Genomic DNA, 19,809 nt, shown 5'->3' on the forward strand with positions numbered 1-19,809 from the left:
CCAGCACGGCCGTCGGGAACCGCGACGGCGCCGTGTGCGGTCTCTCCGGCCACGCCTTAGGGTTGCTCCGGCGTCGCCGCCGACCGAGCCGGCGCCACCGTCACAGGAGGGCGCGATGTATCCACTCGGACTGCGGCTGACCGGCCGCCGGGTACTGATGGCGGGGGGCGGCCGTGTCGCGTTGCGGCGCGTGCCCCGGCTGCTCGAGGCCGGTGCCGACGTGCTGTTGGTGGCGCCGCACGCCCACACCTCCCTGCAGGCGCTCGCGGAGTCGGGCGCGTTGCGGTGGGAGCGGCGTGGTTTCACGCCCTCCGACCTGGCGGGAGCCTGGTTGGCGGTGGTCGCCACCGACGACCCCGAGGTGAACGAGGAGATCTCCTCCCTCGCCGAGGACGCCCGCATCTTCTGCGTCCGCGCCGACGACGCCGCCGCGGCGTCGGCCTGGACCCCGGCCGTGACCCGCCACGACCGGTTGACGGTGGCGGCGTTCGCCGACGGTGACCCCCGGCGGGCCGCCGCGCTGCGTGACGGGATCGCCGCGCGGTGGGAGGCGGGCGAGTTGACCGCGCCCCGGTTCCGGCGGAGTGGCCCGACCGGTGAGGTGACACTGGTCGGTGGTGGCCCCGGCGACCCCGACCTGATCACGGTGGCCGGTCGACGGGCGTTGCGCACCGCCGACGTCGTCATCGCCGACCGGCTCGCGCCGGGGGAGTTGCTGGAGGACCTGGCCGACGACGTGGAGGTCGTCGACGCCGCGAAGATCCCCTACGGACGCCAACTCGACCAGGCGGAGATCATCCGCGTCATGCTGGACCGGGCCGCCGCCGGTAAGCGGGTGGTCCGGCTCAAGGGCGGCGACGGGTTCGTCTTCGGGCGCGGCGGTGAGGAGATGGACGCCGCGGTGGCGGCGGGCATCCCCGTGCGGGTCGTCCCCGGGGTGTCGAGCGCGTTGGCGGCACCGGCGCTGGTGGGGGTCCCGGTGACCGAACGGGGGCTGGTCCACGAGTTCACGGTGGTGAGCGGTCATCTGGCCCCGGACGACCCCGGCAGCCTGGTCGACTGGGACCGGCTGGGCGCGGGTTCGGGGACGATCGTGCTGTTGATGGCGGTCCGTCGGCTGGGGGCGATCGCGGCCAGGCTGGTGGAGGCGGGGCGTGACCCGGGCACCCCCGTGGTGGCGGTGATGGACGCCGCCTCGGCGCGTCAGCGGGAGTGGCGTGGGACGCTCGCGGACCTGCCCGATCCCGGCGTGACGTCACCTGCGGTCGTGGTCGTCGGTGAGGTCGCCCGGCGGCGGACCCCGTCGCGGGACTTAGCGGCCGTCTCCCGGCCCTCGTGCGTGCCGACCGGGCGACGCGCAGCGGAACAGCAGGATCAAGGGCGGCCTCGTAGACGACGAAGGGCGCGGCGTTCACCGCCGCGCCCTTCGTCAGGTCGAAGGATCAGCCCTTCACACCGCCGGCCAACAGGCCGCGGACGAAGTACCGCTGCAGTGTCAGGAACACCGCGACGGGGATGATGATCGACACGAAAGCGCCCGCCGTGAGGCGCTGCCACTCACCGCCGCGACTTCCCGCCATGTCGGCGAGTCTCGCCGTGAGCGGACTGGTCTCCGAACCGGAGGCGAACACCAGAGCCACGAGCAGGTCGTTCCAGACCCACAGGAACTGGAAGATCGCCAGGGACGCGAGTGCGGGGGTGATCAGCGGGAGCACGATCTTGCGGAAGATCGCGCCGTGGCTGGCCCCGTCCACGCGGGCCGACTCGATGACCGAGCCCGGCAGCTCCGACATGAAGTTGTGCAGCAGGAACACCGACAACGGCAGGCCGAACGCGGTGTGCGCGAACCACACCTGCACGAACTTCCACTCGCCTTCGAGGTCCCACGCCGGCATGAGGGTGAACCCTCCGACGTCGACGCCCTGCGAGAAGAAGCTCAGCAACGGTACGAGCGCCATCTGCAGCGGCACCACCTGGAGCGCGAAGATGCCGACGAACAGCCAGTCGCGGCCCTTGAACTCCACCCAGGACAGCGCGTACGCGGCCAGGGCGGCGAACGCGATGGGGAACAGTACCGACGGGATGGTGATGACCAGCGAGTTGATGAACGCCTCGGCGAGCCGTCCGCTCGACCCGCTGCCGTACAGGACCTCGTTGTAGTTCTCGATGGTGAAGTTCGGCTGCGAGAAGAAGGTCCACCATCCGGTGGTCTTGATCTCCTCCTCGGGCCGGAACGACGACAGCAGCAGACCGAAGGTGGGCGTGGTCCACAACAGGGCGATGACGATGGCGGTCAGGCTCGCCCACGGCCGGGAGAACCGCTTCCTCGCCCGCTTTGCCAGCACTACTGGTTCCACTCTGTTACTCATCGGACCTCTTTGCGCTGCCGCAGGTTGCGGACTTGGTAGACCACGATCGGGATGACCAGGAGGAACAGCACCACCGCGAGCGCGGCGCCCCGGCCGGTCTGCTGACCGGGGAACGACTGGGCGTACATCTCGTACGCCAGGACGCTGGTGCCGTTACGGCCGCCGGTCATGGTCCGGACGATGTCGAACAGCTTCAGGGAGGCGATCGACATGGTCACGAGCACCACGATGATGGCCGGCCGGATGGAGGGCACGGTGACCTTCCAGAACATCTGCCAGGCGTTGACGCCGTCCAGGCGGGCCGCCTCGATGATCTCGGACGGGACGCCCTTGATCGCCGCCGACAGCACCACGGTCGCGAATCCGGCCTGGATCCACACCATGACCGCGATGAGGAACAGGTTGTTCCAGAACGGCATGGTGAGCCAGTGCTGGGTGGCGCCCTCGCCGAACAGCCACACCATGAACTGGTTGAGCAACCCGATCTGGTCGCCGATCTGCTTGTAGTCGTAGACGAACTTCCAGATGATGGCCGCGCCGACGAACGAGATCGCCATCGGGAGGAACACCAGGGTCTTGGCCAGCTTCTCCAGCCTGGTCTGGTCGATGATGACCGCGTAGACCAGGCCGACCGCGGTGGCGACCAACGGCACGAGGACCACCCACAGGGCGCTGTTGCGTACCACCCCGAGGATCTGGGGATCGGTGAAGATCCACACGTAGTTGTCGAGTCCGACGAAGCCCTCGCCACGGCTGTCGCCCAACGACAGAACGGTCGTGCGGATGGCAGGCACGACGAGGCCGATCGAGACGAGTACGAGCGTCGGGATCAGGAACACCAGACCGGCCGTGAGGCTCTTGGGCCGGTGCGGAACGATGTTGCCGACGTACAGGACACCGAGTACCACCAGCAGGAACGCCAGGACACCGACACCGAGTACGACGAACTTGGGGATCTGGTCGAGAAAGTCGAAAGTCATAGTCTCCTCCGGGAGACAGCGGTGGCCCCGGCGGTCGGGATGACGCCGGAACGACGCAGGCCCGGCATACCGGTGTGTATGCCGGGCCTGCGGCAGTCGCGGTGGTCGGGCGTCCCGGTCACCAGGCGTCGAGGCCGGTGGGGCCGGGCGCCGGAGCCGTCATACCGCTGTTCAGCTCTCCCAGGTCTCCTCGATCGCGTCGAGGGCGTCACCGGTCGATTTGCCGTTGATCCACTGGGTCATCTCGTCGAAGAACGAGTCGGAGCCGACGTGGCCGGGCATCAGGTCGGAGGCGTCGAACCGGAACTCGGCGCCCTCGTCGTGGAACAGCTCGACGGTCAGCTGCATCATCGGGTCGGCGGCGTTGGCCGGGTCCGCGTCGGCGTGGGCGGAGGCCCAGGCGCCGGTCTTCATGCGGGCGTTGGCGAACAGGCCGCTGGCCAGGTACTGGCGGACCGCGTCGACCTCTTCGGCCTCACGGAACGCGGCGACGAACTCGCCGCCGCCCAGCAGCGGCTTGTCGTCGGCGGTGTTGCCGGGCAGGTAGAAGGCGAACACGTCGCCCTCGGGGCCCACCTCGGTGCCGTCGGGCCACTGGGCGCTGTAGAACGACGCCTGCCGGTGCAGGGCGCAGGTGCCGTCCAGGATGGGCAGGCCGCCCTCTTCGAACGAGACACCGGTCATGGAGCCGACGTCACCGTAGCCGCCGTTCATGTAGTCCTCGTTCTTGAGGATGCTGCCGGCCTTGTCGACCGCGTCGGCGACCTTGGAGTCGTTGAACGGCAGCTCGTGCGACACCCACTGGTCGTAGACGTCGCCGCCGTGCTCGCGCAGCATCATGTCCTCGACCCAGTCGGTGACGGGCCAGCCGGTGGCCTCACCGGAGTCGATGCCGGCGCACCACGGCTTGGCGCCCTCGGTGCCGGCCAGGTCTGCCGCGATGGTGTCGGACAGCTTGATGAGGTCGTCCCAGGTCTCGGGGACGGTGTAGCCGTTGTCCTTGAACAGCTTGGGCGAGTACCACACCAGGGACTTCAGGTTGGCGCTCATCGGCTGGGCGTAGAGGGTCCCGTCGAAGGTGCCGTACTGCAGCCAGTCCTCGCTCCACCCGGCGGCCGCGCGTTCGGCCAGGGCGTCGGAGGCCGGCACCATGTCGTCCTTGTACCGCGCCATCAGGCCCGGCTGCGGGAAGAAGGCGATGTCGGGTGCGTCACCGCCGGTGACGCGGACTTCGATCTGGGCCTCGAAGTCGTTGCTGCCCTCGTACTGGATCTGGATGCCGGTGCATTCCACAAACGGCGCCCACGCCTGTTCGAAGGCGTCGCCTTCGGCGTCCGTGATGGGGGTGTATATCGAGACCGCCGGCTTCTCCTCGGTGAAGTCGCCGAACTCCTCGTAGGTGGCGCAGTCTAGTTCCTCTTCAGACAGTCCACTGTCTTCCGACGGTGCGCCGCAGGCCGTCACGACCATGGCCGCGCACATACCTGCGCCGGTCAGCGCCGCGAAACGCCGTCTTCTTTGGATCGTCATTAATCCGGATCTCTCCTCGTCGGCACCGGCCATGGGGGTTCGGGGCGGCACGGTGCGGGGGTAGTCGTCCGGGCCGGGCACAGCGCACGGCGCGGACACTCTCGCAAGAGTGGTGCGCGCCATGCTAATTGTCAATACGCCGTTATCAAAAGGTTACGGCGGCGTATGCGTATCGATTTATTTTTATGTATCGGAAATGTTGCCGGGTGGTGCGTTGTGGAATGTGTGATATCCGGTGAATGAACACCGCCCCGGGCGTGATACCCGGGGCGGTGGCGTCGTCGGCGGTTACTCGGCGCCTTCGAGCAGCAGCGCGCACTTGATCAACCCGAGGTGCGAGTACGCCTGCGGGTGGTTGCCCAGGGCACGCTCCGCCAACGGGTCCCACTCCTCGGCGAGCAACCCGGTCGGACCCGCGCAGTCGAGGATCTGCTGGTACAGCTCCCGCGCGTCGGAGACCCGCCCGATCAGCAGATACGCCTGCGCCAGCCAGGCGGCACACAGGATGAAGCCGCCCTCGGTTCCGGGCAGGCCGTCGTCCTTCAGGTACCGGTACACCGTCGGGCCGCTGCGCAGGCCCGCCTCGATCGTGTTGACCGTCTTGACGAACCGCGGGTCGTCCGGCGGCAGCAGCCCGGAGATGCCGACCCACAGGCTCGCCGCGTCCAGGTCGGCGTCACCGTAGGCGGCGGTGTACGCGCCCACGTCCTCGTTCCAGCCCTTCTCGACGATGTCCGCCGCGATGGTGTCCCGCAGCCCGCGCCACGACGACTTCGCCGGCATGCCGTACTTCTCCGACAACCGGATCGCGTGGTCGATCGTGCTCCAGCACATCACCTTGGAGTACACGTGGTGGCGCGGCGCCTGCCGCTCCTCCCACACCCCGTGGTCGGCCTCGTGCCAACGGCGCTCCACCGCCTCGGCCATCGAGGTGATCACCCGGGTCTCGAAGTCGGTCAGGCCGCCGCGCCGATCGGCGACCGCCGCGACCAGGTCCGCGACCGGCCCGAACACGTCCAACTGCACCTGCCGGTTCGCGGCGTTCGACACGCGCACCGGCCGGGAGCCGGCGTAGCCGGGCAGCGAGTCGATGATCGCCTCGGGCCCTAGCGGCTGTCCGTCGATGGTGTACAACGGGGCGAGCCGCTCGGGGTGTCCACCGGTCCGTTCCACGACACCGGCCACCCACGAGAAGAAGTTCTCCGCCTCGTGAATCGAACCCAGGTCGACCAGCGCGCGCGCCGTCATGGAGGCGTCCCGCAGCCACGTGAACCGGTAGTCCCAGTTGCGGACGCCGCCCAGGTGCTCCGGAAGCGAGGTGGTCGCCGCCGCCAGGATCCCGCCGGTCGGTTCGTAGCACAGGCCCTTCAACGTCAGGGCGCTGCGCGCGACCATCTCGGTGTCGGCCGCGGGCAGTTGCAGGCTCGCCACCCACTCCCGGTACGGCTCCTCGGTCCGCCTGCGGCGTTCCGCCACGGAGGTCTCCACCACGCGGGTGTCGTCGGAGCCGCACAGCAGTTGCAGGACGACCGGCTCGGACTCCGTCAACCGGATCTCCGCCACCGCGACGTCCTGGTCACCCTCGGACGACACCTGCCACTCCACGCCGGGGGAGTGCAGCCGCATCGGCTCGTTGTCGCCCATGACCACCAGGCCGTCCTCCACCGGCTCCAGCCGGACCGGGGACTGCCCGAAGTCGGGACGCGGCGCGAACTCCACCCGGGCCGGAACCCGGCCGCTCAGCTCCCTGACCAGCACCGTGGTGTGGAGGTCGCCGGACCGGCGGGGCGCCGCGTCCAGCCAGTCGGTGACCGTCAGGCCCGCCCACTTCGTCTCGACCGTCATGGTGCCCTTGACGTACCGCTGCCCCTGCGGCAGGCCGCCCGCCACCGGGGCCACCGAGAAGTGACCGGCGGGCGTACCGCCCAGCAGCGACGCGAACAGCGATCCGGAATCCGGCCGGGGGTGGCACAGCCAGTTGATCCGGCCGTCCGGAGTCATCAGGGCGCAGTTGGCGCCGTCGGAGAGCATCGAGTGACGCTCGATCGGTTGGGCGTCCTCGCCGTGCAGCCAACTGCGTCGGATGTCCAGCAGGGTCGCCAGCAACTGGGCGACCTCCATGGTGTCCTTCACGCGGTACTGCGCGCGGCTGTCGCCGTCGCCGACGCGGACGGCGACGTCCGGGCCGTGCAGGTGGGCGAAGGCGTTCTCGTCGGTGACGTCGTCGCCGAGGAACAGCACCGCCGAGGCGCCGAGTTGCTGCCGAAGCGTGTCGAGCGCGTGCCCCTTGTGGGTGGTGACCACCGACAGGTCCAGCACCTCCTTGCCCTCGGTCACCTGGACGTCCTGCCAGGCCGCCGGACCGGTGCGGACCTCCTTCACCACCTCCGCGGCCACGTCGCGGTCGGCCTCGCGGGTGTGCAGGGCCGCACCGGCGGGCTTGAGCTCCAACCGGACCCCGTCGCGGCCGTCGGCGATCGCGGTGAGCGCCTCGATGAGCTTGTTGCGCAGCCCCACCTGTTCGGCCGACAACGCGTGCACGAAACCGATGTCGAACTCCGAACCGTGCGAGCCCACCAGGTGGACCTCCGACGGCAGCCGGGACAGCGCCGCGAGGTCACGCAACGCCCGGCCCGATATCACCGCCGTCTTGGTGTTCGGCAGACCGGCGAGGGCGCGCAGCGCCGTCACCGACTCCGGCCTGGGAGCCGCGGCGGACGGATCGGTCACGATCGGAGCCAGCGTGCCGTCGTAATCGCAGGCGATCAGCAGCTGGGGAGCCCGCGCCAACCTCGCCAACGCCGACTTCAACGCCGGGTCGAACGTGGGTGCGGGAGGAACGATGTGGCTCATAGACGAGTTCCCAGGAGGATGTCAGGCCGATGAACGGCGGTACAGTCAATCGGACGTTTCGCGCATATTGTCGGAATCGTACGCGGTCGCGGTCTCGGGCACCCCGAGGGCGGTGAGGAAACCGCGCGCCCAATGTTTCACATCATGTCCACGCAGATAACGTCGCATCGCCTTCATCCGGCGGCGCCGATCCTCGACGGGCGCGCGGATCGCCGTGAGCATTCCGGACTTCACCGCGTCGAGGTCGTGCGGGTTGACCAGGAACGCCTGCCTCAGGTCGGCCGCCGCCCCCGCGAACTCCGACAGGACGAGGGCGCCGTCGTTCTCCAACCGGGTCGCGACGTACTCCTTGGCGACCAGGTTCATGCCGTCGCGCAGCGGCGTCACCACCATGACGTCGGCGATGCGGTACAGCGCCGCCAGCTCCCGGCGGTTGTACGACTGGTGGAGGTAGTGGACCGCGGGGACGCCCACCCGGCCGTAGTCGCCGTTGATGCGGCCGACCTCGCGCTCCACGGTGCGGCGCAACGCCCGGTAGTGCTCGACCCGCTCCCGGGACGGTGTCGCCACCTGCACCATCACCACGTCCGGCACCGACAGTTCCCCGTCGGAGAGCAGCTCGCGGAACGCCTTGATGCGCTGTTCGATGCCCTTGGTGTAGTCGAGCCGGTCGACTCCGAGGATGACGTGCCGGGGTTCGCCCAGCTCACGGCGCAGTTCGGCGGCGCGGTCCTTCACGACGTCGGTACCGGCGACGGCCTCGGTCTCGGTGACGTCGATCGAGATCGGGAAGGACTCGGCCAGCACCTCCCGGCCGTCCTCGGCCACGACCCGGTGCCCGCGTGGCCGCAGGTCGAGGAGTTGCCGGGTGAGCCGGAGGAAGTTCTGGGCGGCTCCCGGGCTCTGGAACCCCACCACGTCCGCGCCGAGCAGTCCCCGCAGCACCTCGAGCCGGTTGGGGAGCTGCATGAAGAGTTCGGTGGGCGGGAACGGGATGTGCAGGAAGAACCCGATGCGCACGTCGGGCCGCAGCTTCCGCAACATCGCCGGCACCAGTTGCAGCTGGTAGTCCTGGACCCACACCAGTGCGTCCCGGCCGGCCTCCTCGGCGGCCCGCTCGGCGAACCGCCGGTTCACCCGCTCGTAGGAGCGCCACCAGTGCCGGTGGAACGCCGGTTGTTCGACCGCGTCGTGGTAGAGCGGCCACAGCGTCGCGTTGGAGAAGCCCTCGTAGTAGTCGCGCAGTTCCTCACCGGTCAACGACACCGGTGACAGGCGCATCCCGTCGAGCGTGAACGGCTCCGGTGCCGCGCCCTCGTCGCCGCTCCACCCCACCCAGGTGCCCGCCTCGGCGCGAAGCACCGGTTGCAACGCGGTGACCAGGCCACCGGGGCTGCGACGCCACCGGGTCTCCCCGTCGGGTGTCGTCAACCGGTCCACGGGCAGCCGGTTCGCGACTACCAGGAACGAACTCTCGGCGGATTCAGGCATCGTGATCCCTTCCAAGATCTAGAGCTCCTGAATCATCGAACTGTCCGGCTCGGAACGCTCAGGCGGCGACTGGCGGCGTTGTCGGGCCTCCTGCGTACAACACCGGTACGCAGGAGGCCCTCCGCCTTGCCATTCATCCACCTGATGCGTCCCTCCCTGATCAGACGTCGATAATCCAGGAGCTCTTAGGCGGTCCGGAGCAAGCCTACGGCTCGGAACCGTTCGCGTGACCCGTGCGCGACTTCCGGTCGTCGCGCCCGGGCCGGGAATTTCCGTCACCGTCGGACTGCTTTACCCCCGGCGGCGCGCGGGGCGTCGCCCGGACCGCGACACGCCGTGGGCGCTGCGATCTGCGGCATGGCCCGGTGACCCGATGCCGGGGCGGCGTCCGCGCTTGCGAAGATGTCAGCGGTCTGTGCAATTCGTTTCAACCGAGGGATGCTTGTGGCCCAGTTCATTTACACCATGGAAAGAGCGCGGCGCGCCCACGGGGACAAGGTGGTCCTCGACAATGTCACGCTGTACTTCCTGCCGGGTGCCAAGATCGGCGTGGTGGGGCCCAACGGCGCCGGTAAGTCCAGCCTGCTGAAGATCATGGCCGGGCAGGACCACGTCACCAACGGCGAGGCCAAGCTGATGCCCGGCTACACCGTCGGGATGCTCGCCCAGGAGCCGCCGCTGGACGAGTCGAAGACGGTCCTCGGGAACATCGAGGCCGCCGTCGGCGACACCAAGGCGAAACTCGCCCGGTTCAACGAGATCGCCGAGCAGATGGCCACCGACTACACCGACGAGCTGATGGCCGAGATGGGCCGGCTCCAGGAGGAACTCGACCACCTGGACGCCTGGGACCTCGACTCCAAGCTCGAACAGGCGATGGACGCGCTGCGCTGCCCGCCCGGCGACGAACCCGTCACGCACCTCTCCGGAGGTGAGCGCCGCCGCGTCGCGCTGTGCAAGCTGCTCCTCGAACAGCCCGACCTGCTGCTGCTGGACGAGCCCACCAACCACCTGGACGCCGAGAGCGTCCTGTGGCTGGAACAGCACCTGGCCGCCTACCCCGGCACCGTCGTCGCCATCACCCACGACCGGTACTTCCTCGACCACGTCGCCGAGTGGATCCTGGAGCTCGACCGCGGCCGGACCCACATCTACGAGGGCAACTACTCCACGTACCTGGAGAAGAAGGCCGAACGGATGGCCGTGGAGGGACGCAAGGACGCCAAGCTCCGCAAGCGGCTCCAGGGCGAGCTGGAATGGGTGCGCTCCAACGCCAAGGCCCGCCAGACGAAGTCGAAGGCGCGACTCGACCGGTACGAGGAGATGGCCAACGAGGCCGACAAGACCCGCAAGCTCGACTTCGAGGAGATCCAGATCCCGCCGGGACCCCGGTTGGGCAACACGGTCATCGAGGTCGACAACCTCGTGAAGGGCTTCGACGGCCGCACCCTCATCGACGGTCTGAGCTTCAGCCTGCCCCGCAACGGCATCGTCGGCATCATCGGGCCCAACGGCGTCGGCAAGACGACCCTGTTCAAGACGATCGTCGGCCTGGAGAAACCCGACTCCGGGACGGTCAAGGTCGGTGAGACGGTCCAGCTGTCCTACGTCGACCAGAGCCGTGAGGGACTCGACGGGTCCAAGACCCTGTGGGAGGTCGTCTCCGACGGCCTCGACTACCTCATGGTCGGCAAGGTCGAGATGCCCTCCCGTGCCTACGTCGCGGCGTTCGGCTTCAAGGGACCGGACCAGCAGAAGCCGACCAAGGTGCTGTCCGGCGGTGAACGCAACCGGCTCAACCTGGCGCTGACCCTCAAGCAGGGCGGCAACGTGCTGCTGCTGGACGAGCCCACCAACGACCTGGACGTCGAGACCCTGTCGTCGTTGGAGAACGCACTCCTGGAGTTCCCCGGCTGCGCCGTGGTCATCTCCCACGACCGGATGTTCCTCGACCGCGTCGCCACGCACATCCTGGCGTGGGAGGGCGACGAGGACGCGCCGCGGTGGTTCTGGTTCGAGGGCAACTTCGAGGCGTACGAGAAGAACAAGATCGAACGGCTCGGCCCCGAGGCCGCCAAACCGCACCGCGTCACCCACCGCAAGCTCACCCGCGACTGATCGCCCGGCCGGTGGCGCGACCGCGCCACCGGCCGTTCATCCGCTCCGGTGGCGCAGGCGCCACCGACAGTGCATTAGCTCCGGTGGCCGCGCCACCGGCAATGCTTCCGCTCCGGTGGCCGCGCCACCGGAGTCGTCCGACGAGGAGGATCCCGTGGCCAGATTCCCGTACGAATGCCCGCTGCGGTGGTCCGACATGGACGCCTTCGGGCACGTCAACAACGCGCGCTTCCTCACCCTGTACGAGGAGGCCCGAGTGGCGCTCATGTTCACCGCCGCCAAGGAGACCGGTATGGGCTCCTTCGAGGGCGGGGTCGTGATCGCCCGGCACGAGATCGACTACCTGCGCCCGGTCGACCACGGCGACGTGGTCAGGATCGAACTGTGGGTCGAGGAGATCCGGAACTCGTCGTTCACCATGGCGTACGAGATGTTCGCCGACGGTGTGGTCGCGAGCCGCGCCCGATCGGTGCTGGTCCCGTACGACCTGGCGGCCGGCCGGTCCCGCCGGGTCACCGACGCCGAACGCGCCTACCTGGCGACCTGGCAGGATTGAGGGATCCGCGTCATCGGACCGTCCGACAGTTCAGGAGCTCGACACCATGCTCAGCACCGCCGCACCCGGTGACCTTCGGACCTTCCTGGCGAGGCTGCGGCGGCTGGATCCCGCCGCCCTGGTGAGGATCCGGCCGGAACCGGACGGCGGCGTCAGGTTGTGGACGGTGCTGCCGTTCCACGTACTGGCGACCCGCGCCATGCCGGGCCGGACCCCCGGCGACGTCACCGTCCGCGCCGCCGACCTGTGGGACGGACTGACGAGCGACACCGTTCCCACCCGGTACGACGGCCAGTGGCGCGGCATGCTTCCCGACCCGGCGGCTCCCGTCATCGAGGAACTGACCGCCGCGGAGTGCCAGCGCATCGGCCGGCAGGCCGCCGAGAGTCTGGACCGGGCGCGGGACCGGGCGCGGCGGGAGGGCAGGGCCGTGGGGGAGCGACGGCTGCGAGACACCCTCCTCGACCACACCGCGTTCACCGTCGCCACCGGCTCCGAACGCCACACCGTCAGGCTGCGGCTCGTGATCGGATTGCTCCGCATGGGTTTCGCCCCGGAAGGACCGGTGGCCGTCCGCAGATCGGGCGACCGGATCGGCCTCGAAGGCGTGCACGGGGCCGTGTGGAACCCGTCCGCCGGGTTGCGGATGCTGACCTGAGCGACCGCCCCGACCGGTCCGTTTGTCACACCGGATCACCCACATTCGGGTCTACCTGCGAGTACACCTCCGCCGTAACGTCGTAACCGAAGACAACGGACGACACAGTGGAGGATTCGATGACCGCGACCGCGACGACCACCGGACTCACCGGGACGCCGCGCCGGCGTTGGCCGGTGTGGATACTCACGCTCACCGCCGCGACCGCCCTGCCCCTGCTGATCTGGGCGGTCACCGACCCGATCGCCGGTCACCCGCTCGTCGCCGAATCCGGCGGCACGGTGTTCCACGTCGACGCGGGCACCATCCCGATCGGTGCCGCCGTCACCACCGCCTGCGGCCTCGGTGTCGCAGCCGTCCTCAACCGCACCGCCCGGCCCGCCCGGAACTGGGTGATCACCGCGGCCACCGTGACCGTGCTGTCGCTGCCGAGCACCCTGGGTGGCACCACCGCGCTCACCGTCGCCGTCCTCATGCTCATGCACCTGGTGGTGGGGGCCGTGGCCCTCGTCGGTGGACTGCGACTGCTCGCACGGCTCGGGCGGCTATGAGCCTCGTACACCGCATCGAGGCCGGGGCTCGCCTACACCGACGTGTCCCGTCTCCACCGCCGCCGACCGTTCGGTGTCGCGATACCGTTCATCGCGGGACACGCGCAACACCGAGGTGAGGAAATGTCGATGTCCGACCCGTGCGCCGACCCGCGCCGAGGCGTGTTCACCCGCCGCATGCCGGCGTGGGGCGGATACGGACCCGGCTTCTGGGCGACCGTGATCTGGGCGCCGTTGGTGTCACTCGACCCGATTCTGGACGTTCCCGCCCACGTGCCCGCCTGGCCCGCCGCACTCGCCTGCCTGACCGTGCTCGCCGCCTTCACGACGGCCGTCGCCGCCGCGTACCGCACCTCCCGCAGCGGGACGGTCGTCGCCGCCCTGACCGTCCAGACGGTGGTGACGTTCCTCGCGGCGGGGCTGTACGGCGACCACTGGTACGCGCTGTTCACCCTGCTCGCCCTGGCGTACGGGGCCGTCGTCCCGCCGCGGCTCGCACCCCGGGCGCTGGCGGTGCTCGTCGTGTGCGCCGCCGCGCTCGTGCTGTTCGTGGCGGGCGACGCCGCCCGGTCGTGGACGACGGCCCTGGTCACCTTCCTCACCGGGTTCGGCACCTTCACCTTCCACCGGCTGCTCACCGTCATCGCGGAGCTCGACGCGACCCGGGACGAGCTCGCCCGCACGGCGGTGGACGAGGAACGGCTGCGCTTCGCGCGGGACCTGCACGACCTGCTCGGCCACACCCTGTCCGTCATCGTGGTCAAGGCCCAGGTGACGAGGCGACTGCTGCCGGAGAGGCCCGGCGCCGCCGCCGACCACGCCACCGACATCGAGGACATCGGACGACATGCCCTGGAAGAGGTGCGGGAGGCCGTCTCGGGATACCGCGAGGCCGACACCGGCCGGGAACTCGACCGTGCCCGCATCGCGTTGGACGCCGCCGGGATAACGCTTCGCGTGCACTCCCGCCCGCAGGCACTGCCGCCCGCCGTGGACGCCCTGTTCGGGTGGGTGGTGCGGGAGGGCGTCACGAACGTGATCCGCCACTCCGGAGCCCGGCACTGCGACATCGGCTTCCACACCGTCCGCGACGGTGCCCGCGTCACCGTCGACGACGACGGGCACGGCGGCGCGCCGGGTAGGGGCGCCGGCCTTCGCGGCCTGACCGAACGCACCGCCGAGACCGGTGGGAGACTGCACGTCGGCCGTTCCCGCCGGGGGTTCCACCTGTCCGTCGAGGTACCACTGCCCACCTGAGCCACGACACCACCGCAGGAGGCGCACCCGTGATCCGGATCCTGATCGCCGAGGACCAGGCGATGATGCGTGGAGCGTTGACGGTGCTGCTCAACCTGGAACCCGACATGGAGGTGGTGGCCGAGGTGTCCGACGGCGACGGCATCCTCGACGCCGTCGCCCGCACCACACCCGACGTGGCGCTCCTCGACATCGAACTGCCGGGCATGAGCGGACTGGAGGCGTGCCGTCGGATCGGACTGGAGCATCCCGACTGTCGTCGCGTGATCGTCACCACCTTCGGGCGGCCGGGATACCTACGGCGGGCGATGGAGGCCGGAGCCCGGGGCTTCCTCGTCAAGGACCGGCCGGTGGACGGACTGGCACGCGCGATCCGGGCCGTCGTGGCCGGTGAGACGGTCGTCGACCCCGACCTGGCGTCGGCGGCGTTGCGCGCCGGGGGCAGCCCCCTCACCGACCGGGAACGCGACGTCCTGGTGGCGGCCGAGGACGGCGCCACCGTCGCCGAGATCGCGGACCGTCTCCACCTGGCGCAGAACACCGTGCGCAACTACCTGTCGGCCGCAATCGGCAAGACCGCGACCCGCAACCGGTCGGCCGCTGCGCGGGTGGCCAGGGACCGCGGTTGGCTGTGACACGACGCCGCACCCCATCGGAGGGCGCCGGCGCGACGTCCGTCACCCCCACCGCCGGACCGCTAACGGATCGCCTTCCGGCACGCATCGACCGTTCAGTTCCACCCCTCCGCCGTTCGAACGAATTCGATGGACCGACCGGGGCGATATCCCTTCCGGGACCTGGTGTCCGACCGCTACCTCGGAGTAGTTTTCACGTCACGTGACCATCCGGCGCGACCCGCGGCACGGCCCGAATCGATGCCGCGGACGCAGCCGACAACGGGAGGGCAGCATCACATGGCTTGGTGGTGGAAACGGAACACGCGCACGACGGCGACTGGTGGGACAGAACAGCCGTCGGAGCTGGACGCACCCCGTCCGGCTCAGGCGCCGCCGATACCGGCACCCCGCCCCGCCGCGGACGCCCAGGATCCGGCCGACCCCGCCGATCGCTGGGACATCATCAAACAGGACCTCATCGAACTGGACCCCGACTTCTTCGGCGACCTCGACCAGCTCGCCGAGGAGGACCGGCTCAGCGGTGAATCCCGCGACCTGACCGACGAACGCCTCACCGAGTCGCTTCGCAGGTTGTCGATCCGGTACCTCGTGGACGAGAGCGGCGCACTGCTGGCGATGTGGGAACGCCACGTCATGCAGATCCGCCGGGAGGGGCCGCAGGGCGAGATCCTGGTACTGCGCGCCCGCGCGTACGCGACCCTGCCGGTGGAGTTCGAGCCGCGCGGCCTCTCGGCCGTCAACGAATGGAACCGCACCCGCCGCTTCCTGAAGGGGTACATCGGCGAGGCCACCGAGTCCGGTGGGCTGCCGCTGTACGGCGAGACGCAGATCCCGCTCCGCCCCGGTCTCACCGACGCCCTGTTGGACGAGTTCATCGACTGCGCCGCCGCCGTCTCCGGAGCGTACGTCGACTGGCTGCACGACGAAGGCGGAGTCCTGTGACCCGCCACGACGACCACATGTGATCCCCCCCGTCGGAACCGCCCCGGCCGCGCCCCTTGCTGCCGGGGCGGTTCCATGCCCGGGAACCGCGGACCCGGATCACGACGGGACCGCCGGGGTCCCGGATCCGGTGGCGGTCTCACCGCACGGTGACCGTCAGGGTGCCTCCACGGGTGGGGTCCGTTCGGAGTCCAGCCACTCGTCGAGGAAGTCGGTCAGGTCCTCGCCGGTGTGCGAGTCGACGAACGACACGAAGTCGTCCCGGGTCGCGGACCGGTTGTCGAACTCCTCGACCCAGGCGCGCAGTAGCGCGTCCACGGCGTCCGCACCGCCGATCTCGGCGCGGAGTGCGTACAGCATCAGCGCCGGGCAGACGTACGAGTTGGACGAGGCGAACGCCTGCGGGTCGGGCTCCCCCGGGGGGCCGTACGCCATGCGCAGGTACTCGTCGTCCTCGATCCACCCCTCGATCACCTCGGCCTCGGTCGTGTGGCCCTGGTCGACGTTCCACATCTGCTCGACGTAGGTCGCCGCCCCCTCGTTCAACCACAGGTGGGACCAGTCCTGCGGAGTCACCGCGTTGCCGAACCACTGGTGCGCGAGCTCGTGCACCACGACACCGGCGATGTAACCGTCGTCGACTCCGGGCCAGTTGACCATGTCACCGGAGAAGGTGATCATCTCCTGTGTCTCCATCGCGGACTCGCCACCCACCAGGACGACCCCCGCCGAGTCGAACGGATACGGTCCGTACCGTTCCGTCAGCCACTCGATCATCTCGGGCATGGCGTCGAGGATCGGTGCGAAACCGGCGTACTGCGGCGGGATCCAGACCGTGATGGGCAGCCCGTCCGGACCGGTCATCTCCGTCATCTCGTACCGGTCCACGGCGATGGTGGTGAGATAGCTGGCGACCGGCTCGTCGGACGTCCAATGGAAGGTGTTCCCCTCCCTGCCCGCGAAACTCCCGCTGGCCACACCGGCGAACCCCTCGGGAACGGTGAGCCGGATGTCGTACAGCGCCTCGTCCGAGGGGTGATCGTTCACGGGATACCAGGTCAACGCCCCGAAAGGCTCCTGGAACGACCACAGGGCGCCGGTCGCAGGGTCGGTGGAGGCGCCGATCCCCATCGACATGTCCCCACGTTCGGCGGGCGCCGGAACCGTCTCGGGAGAACCCGCGTACTCGACCACCACGGTCACCCGCCGGTCGGCCACCACGGGCGCGGCGATCGTCAGGTCGTACTGCTCCTGGGTGAAATCGGCGGGCTCACCGTCGACGGTCACCTGCGACACCCTCATTCCGGCGGCCAGGTCCACGGCGAGTTCGTCCCCGTCGGCCACCGGGCGCACGGTCAACGTCGCCTCACCCGTCAGCGTGAGCGTCTCGGGTTCGTACCCCAGGTCGAGGCCGTAGTGGAGCACGTCGATCGACGCGTTGCCGAACTCCGGATAGAACGGGTCGGTGACGGGCTCGCTGCGGCCCAGGTCCAGGTCCGCTGGAACCTCCTGCTCCGCCTCGGGGGACTCGCCCTCCACGAGTGGGGCGGAGGTCACGCCGCAACCGGAAGCCAGCAGCCCGACGGTCAACGCACCGGCGAGACCGCCGCGCAAACGAGGAGTCATGGGCGCTGATTGTAGTCACCCGTCGCCTTCCGGCCTCTCACACGCAAGCCGGCGAGAAGTGGCCGGCGGCCCCCGTCGGTGAACGCCCTCGACGCCGGCGGAACCGCTCACCGACCGGGTCGGTTGCGGACTGTTGACCAGGCGGTGCTGCCGGTTCCTGGTCGGTCTTGCGGACTGTTGACCAGGCGGTGCTGCCGGTTCCTGGTCGGTCTTGCGGACTGTTGACCAGGCGGTGCTGCCGGTTCCCGGTCAGTCCTCCGGACTGTTGACCAGGCGGTGCCTCCGGTTCCCGGTCAGTCCTCCGGACTATTGACCAGGCGGTGCCTCCGGTTCCCGGTCAGTCCTCCGGACTATTGACCAGGAACTGCGCCGCGCGGGCCAGGTACTCCCACAGGATGGCGTCCAGCTCCGGCGACAGGTTCAGGGAGTCCACGGCGGTGCGCATGTGGGTGAGCCAGGCGTCACGGGCGGCGGGGCCGATGCGGAAACCGGCGTGACGCATCCGAAGCCGGGGGTGCCCGCGCTGCTCGGAGTACGTGTGAGGGCCGCCCCAATACTGTTCGAGGAACATCCGCAGCCGTTCGGCGGCCGGTCCCAGATCCTCCTCCGGGTACATCGGCCGCAGCAGCGGATCCTGCGCGACGCCCTCGTAGAACACGTCGACCAGTTTCCGGAAGGTCTCGGAGCCGCCGACGGCCTCGTAGAAGTTGTCGGGCGGCGGGGCGGTGGTGCGCAACGGGATCCCCGCCGGCGGTGGGCCGGCGGTCGTGGTGTTCCCGGTGCCTTCTGCGGACATATTCATATGGTGCCAAGCTCCCCCGGCGGATCGGTACACAACGCGTCTGGAGTCACAACGACTATGTCGCCGGACCGGCGTCTCCGGACGCCACGGTCGGGCGATCGGGCGTGGTGGCCGGCTCCGTCTTCTCGCCCTGCGCCACCGCGTCGTCGAATTCCCGGCTCGAAGGCCAGCGCCACAACAGTAGTATCACCACCGCGGTACCGGCCAGCCCCCATACGCCCACGCTCTGGGAGACCCCGAGCGAGGACTGCGCCAGCGCGCCCGCCCCGATGATGCCGATACCCTGCACCAACGACATTCCGGTCTGCATGACGCTGAAGGCGCGGGCACGGTATCCGTCGGGGACGGTACGTACGAATATCGCGTTCAACGGCGCGAGTGACGCCGCAGTGAGATTGCACACCATCGCCATGAGGACGGCCCACGGCCACGCCGGTTCCAGCAGGGCGGGAACGAGACTCAGTGGCGCGAGCAACACCAGCGGCCGGATGAGGCGTTGCCGCACCGACGGCCGCACGAACCGCGTGAACACGATCGACGACACCATCGCGGCGGCGGGGGCGGCGGTCATGAGCAACGCCAGGACGATCGGTCCGCCGCCCAGTTCGTCCGCCCACGGGACCGCGGAGCCCTCCGGAACGATGGTGAACCCGAGGGTGGTGAACACGACGAGCGCGATGGTCCGCAGCACTCGGTTGCCGAACACCAGGGCGAACCCCTCGCCGGTCTCGCGGAGCAGGCCCTTCCGTTGGGTGGCGTCGCCCTCGGCCGCGCGGTGGCGGACGAAGGCCAACAACAGCAGCCCCGACACCGCGAACACCACCGCGTTGATGGACAGGGCGATCCGGGGATTCACGGCCGCGAGGATTCCGCCGACGAAGTAGCCGGTCAACTGCGCGGTCTGGTTCAAGGTGAGATATATGGACAACGCCAGGGTGAGGGCTTCACCGCTGACGAGCTTGGGCAACAGTGCCGACCGTGACGCCTGGTACGCCGGCTCCACCATCGCGGAGGTGAACATGAGGACCAACATCAACGGCAACGGCATACCGGGTATGGCCATGATCCCGATGAGGACCATGCGGATGAAGTCCGCGGTCACCATGACCGAGCGATACGGCAGCCGGTCGGCCAGTGCCGCGAGCAGTTGGGCCGGCCCCAGATACGGCGCGTAACTGATGGCGAAGGCCGCCATCGCCAGCAGTGGCGACTGGCTGGTGTTCCACACCAACGACGCCACCGCGACGCGCGCCAGCATGCTGCTGGCCTTGGACAACGCGTACGACCCGAAGAGTGCCCTGGTCTCTCGGCCGGCCAGCACTTCCCGGTACGTCGCCGGGCGTTCCTCCTGCGGCCGCGGGGGCTGCGGTTTCTCGGTCACCGCGGGGGCGTCCTTCCCGTGGAATACCGCACAGGTCGTCCGTGCGTCCCCATAGTG

At 69.4% G+C, this 19,809-nt stretch carries 16 protein-coding genes; 8 read left to right on the forward strand and 8 right to left on the reverse strand.

The window, feature by feature from the left end:
• The first annotated feature begins 115 nt into the window (after positions 1-115).
• Positions 116-1,519: a uroporphyrinogen-III C-methyltransferase gene (cobA, locus tag LX16_RS03000; RefSeq protein WP_147132738.1), complete on the forward strand. Its 1,404-nt coding sequence runs from the start codon at positions 116-118 to the stop codon at positions 1,517-1,519.
• Here cobA and LX16_RS03005 read toward each other — a convergent pair.
• The 5 genes from LX16_RS03005 to LX16_RS03025 all read right to left on the reverse strand — a co-directional run bounded on the left by LX16_RS03005 (position 1,443) and on the right by LX16_RS03025 (position 9,223).
• On the reverse strand, positions 1,443-2,369 hold the full coding sequence (locus LX16_RS03005) for a carbohydrate ABC transporter permease (RefSeq protein ID WP_147132742.1): 927 nt from the start codon (positions 2,367-2,369) through the stop codon (positions 1,443-1,445). The two genes, cobA and LX16_RS03005, sit on opposite strands and share 77 nt — an antisense overlap.
• Positions 2,366-3,349 carry a carbohydrate ABC transporter permease gene (locus tag LX16_RS03010; RefSeq protein ID WP_147132745.1) on the reverse strand — a complete coding sequence of 328 codons (984 nt, stop codon included), beginning with the start codon at positions 3,347-3,349 and terminating at the stop codon, positions 2,366-2,368. The genes LX16_RS03005 and LX16_RS03010 overlap by 4 nt, the downstream gene beginning before the upstream one ends.
• A 171-nt stretch (positions 3,350-3,520) precedes the next feature.
• On the reverse strand, positions 3,521-4,879 hold the full coding sequence (locus LX16_RS03015) for an ABC transporter substrate-binding protein (RefSeq protein ID WP_147132747.1): 1,359 nt from the start codon (positions 4,877-4,879) through the stop codon (positions 3,521-3,523).
• Positions 4,880-5,167: 288 nt separating this feature from the next.
• A complete protein-coding gene (gene otsB / locus LX16_RS03020; protein WP_147132750.1) occupies positions 5,168-7,732 on the reverse strand; it encodes a trehalose-phosphatase in 2,565 nt (854 codons plus the stop codon).
• A gap of 45 nt (positions 7,733-7,777) precedes the next feature.
• Positions 7,778-9,223, reverse strand: coding sequence for an alpha,alpha-trehalose-phosphate synthase (UDP-forming) (locus LX16_RS03025; RefSeq protein WP_147132753.1), 1,446 nt, complete (start codon positions 9,221-9,223; stop codon positions 7,778-7,780).
• A 444-nt stretch (positions 9,224-9,667) separates the two neighbouring features.
• Between LX16_RS03025 and ettA the strand changes: the two genes are divergently transcribed.
• The 7 genes from ettA to LX16_RS03060 all read left to right on the forward strand — a co-directional run bounded on the left by ettA (position 9,668) and on the right by LX16_RS03060 (position 15,943).
• Positions 9,668-11,341, forward strand: a complete 1,674-nt coding sequence (ettA, locus tag LX16_RS03030) for an energy-dependent translational throttle protein EttA (RefSeq protein WP_147132756.1) — start codon at positions 9,668-9,670, stop codon at positions 11,339-11,341.
• Between the two features lie 154 nt (positions 11,342-11,495).
• Positions 11,496-11,897, forward strand: a complete 402-nt coding sequence (locus tag LX16_RS03035) for an acyl-CoA thioesterase (protein ID WP_211354253.1) — start codon at positions 11,496-11,498, stop codon at positions 11,895-11,897.
• Positions 11,898-11,943: 46 nt separating this feature from the next.
• A complete protein-coding gene (locus tag LX16_RS03040; RefSeq protein ID WP_147132759.1) occupies positions 11,944-12,555 on the forward strand; it encodes a DUF8010 domain-containing protein in 612 nt (203 codons plus the stop codon).
• A 119-nt stretch (positions 12,556-12,674) separates the two neighbouring features.
• On the forward strand, positions 12,675-13,106 hold the full coding sequence (locus LX16_RS03045) for a DUF6069 family protein (protein ID WP_147132762.1): 432 nt from the start codon (positions 12,675-12,677) through the stop codon (positions 13,104-13,106).
• 129 nt (positions 13,107-13,235) lie between these two features.
• Positions 13,236-14,363 (forward strand): sensor histidine kinase, encoded by a 1,128-nt coding sequence (locus LX16_RS03050; RefSeq protein WP_211354254.1) that lies wholly within the window; start codon positions 13,236-13,238, stop codon positions 14,361-14,363.
• A gap of 29 nt (positions 14,364-14,392) precedes the next feature.
• Positions 14,393-14,998 (forward strand): response regulator transcription factor, encoded by a 606-nt coding sequence (locus tag LX16_RS03055; protein WP_211354255.1) that lies wholly within the window; start codon positions 14,393-14,395, stop codon positions 14,996-14,998.
• A gap of 279 nt (positions 14,999-15,277) precedes the next feature.
• Positions 15,278-15,943: a type III secretion system chaperone family protein gene (locus LX16_RS03060; RefSeq protein WP_147132769.1), complete on the forward strand. Its 666-nt coding sequence runs from the start codon at positions 15,278-15,280 to the stop codon at positions 15,941-15,943.
• A 156-nt stretch (positions 15,944-16,099) separates the two neighbouring features.
• Here the strand turns inward: LX16_RS03060 and LX16_RS03065 are convergent, their stop codons facing one another.
• The 3 genes from LX16_RS03065 to LX16_RS03075 all read right to left on the reverse strand — a co-directional run bounded on the left by LX16_RS03065 (position 16,100) and on the right by LX16_RS03075 (position 19,752).
• Positions 16,100-17,569, reverse strand: coding sequence for a M1 family metallopeptidase (locus LX16_RS03065; protein ID WP_147132773.1), 1,470 nt, complete (start codon positions 17,567-17,569; stop codon positions 16,100-16,102).
• Positions 17,570-17,906: 337 nt separating this feature from the next.
• A complete protein-coding gene (locus LX16_RS03070; protein WP_147132776.1) occupies positions 17,907-18,365 on the reverse strand; it encodes a globin in 459 nt (152 codons plus the stop codon).
• 61 nt (positions 18,366-18,426) lie between these two features.
• A complete protein-coding gene (locus LX16_RS03075) occupies positions 18,427-19,752 on the reverse strand; it encodes an MFS transporter (RefSeq protein WP_147132778.1) in 1,326 nt (441 codons plus the stop codon).
• Positions 19,753-19,809: the final 57 nt, after the last annotated feature.

This window comes from Stackebrandtia albiflava (genome assembly GCF_007994225.1).
Classification (GTDB): domain Bacteria; phylum Actinomycetota; class Actinomycetes; order Mycobacteriales; family Micromonosporaceae; genus Stackebrandtia; species Stackebrandtia albiflava.

What these genes read in the sequence shown, in the direction of transcription:
- cobA (WP_147132738.1), top strand. Translation starts at nt 116, where the DNA reads ATGTATCCACTCGGACTGCGGCTGACCGGCCGCCGGGTACTGATGGCG.
- LX16_RS03005 (WP_147132742.1), bottom strand. Translation starts at nt 2,369, where the DNA reads ATGAGTAACAGAGTGGAACCAGTAGTGCTGGCAAAGCGGGCGAGGAAG.
- LX16_RS03010 (WP_147132745.1), bottom strand. Translation starts at nt 3,349, where the DNA reads ATGACTTTCGACTTTCTCGACCAGATCCCCAAGTTCGTCGTACTCGGT.
- LX16_RS03015 (WP_147132747.1), bottom strand. Translation starts at nt 4,879, where the DNA reads ATGACGATCCAAAGAAGACGGCGTTTCGCGGCGCTGACCGGCGCAGGT.
- otsB (WP_147132750.1), bottom strand. Translation starts at nt 7,732, where the DNA reads ATGAGCCACATCGTTCCTCCCGCACCCACGTTCGACCCGGCGTTGAAG.
- LX16_RS03025 (WP_147132753.1), bottom strand. Translation starts at nt 9,223, where the DNA reads ATGCCTGAATCCGCCGAGAGTTCGTTCCTGGTAGTCGCGAACCGGCTG.
- LX16_RS03040 (WP_147132759.1), top strand. Translation starts at nt 11,944, where the DNA reads ATGCTCAGCACCGCCGCACCCGGTGACCTTCGGACCTTCCTGGCGAGG.
- LX16_RS03045 (WP_147132762.1), top strand. Translation starts at nt 12,675, where the DNA reads ATGACCGCGACCGCGACGACCACCGGACTCACCGGGACGCCGCGCCGG.
- LX16_RS03050 (WP_211354254.1), top strand. Translation starts at nt 13,236, where the DNA reads ATGTCCGACCCGTGCGCCGACCCGCGCCGAGGCGTGTTCACCCGCCGC.
- LX16_RS03060 (WP_147132769.1), top strand. Translation starts at nt 15,278, where the DNA reads ATGGCTTGGTGGTGGAAACGGAACACGCGCACGACGGCGACTGGTGGG.
- LX16_RS03065 (WP_147132773.1), bottom strand. Translation starts at nt 17,569, where the DNA reads ATGACTCCTCGTTTGCGCGGCGGTCTCGCCGGTGCGTTGACCGTCGGG.
- LX16_RS03070 (WP_147132776.1), bottom strand. Translation starts at nt 18,365, where the DNA reads ATGTCCGCAGAAGGCACCGGGAACACCACGACCGCCGGCCCACCGCCG.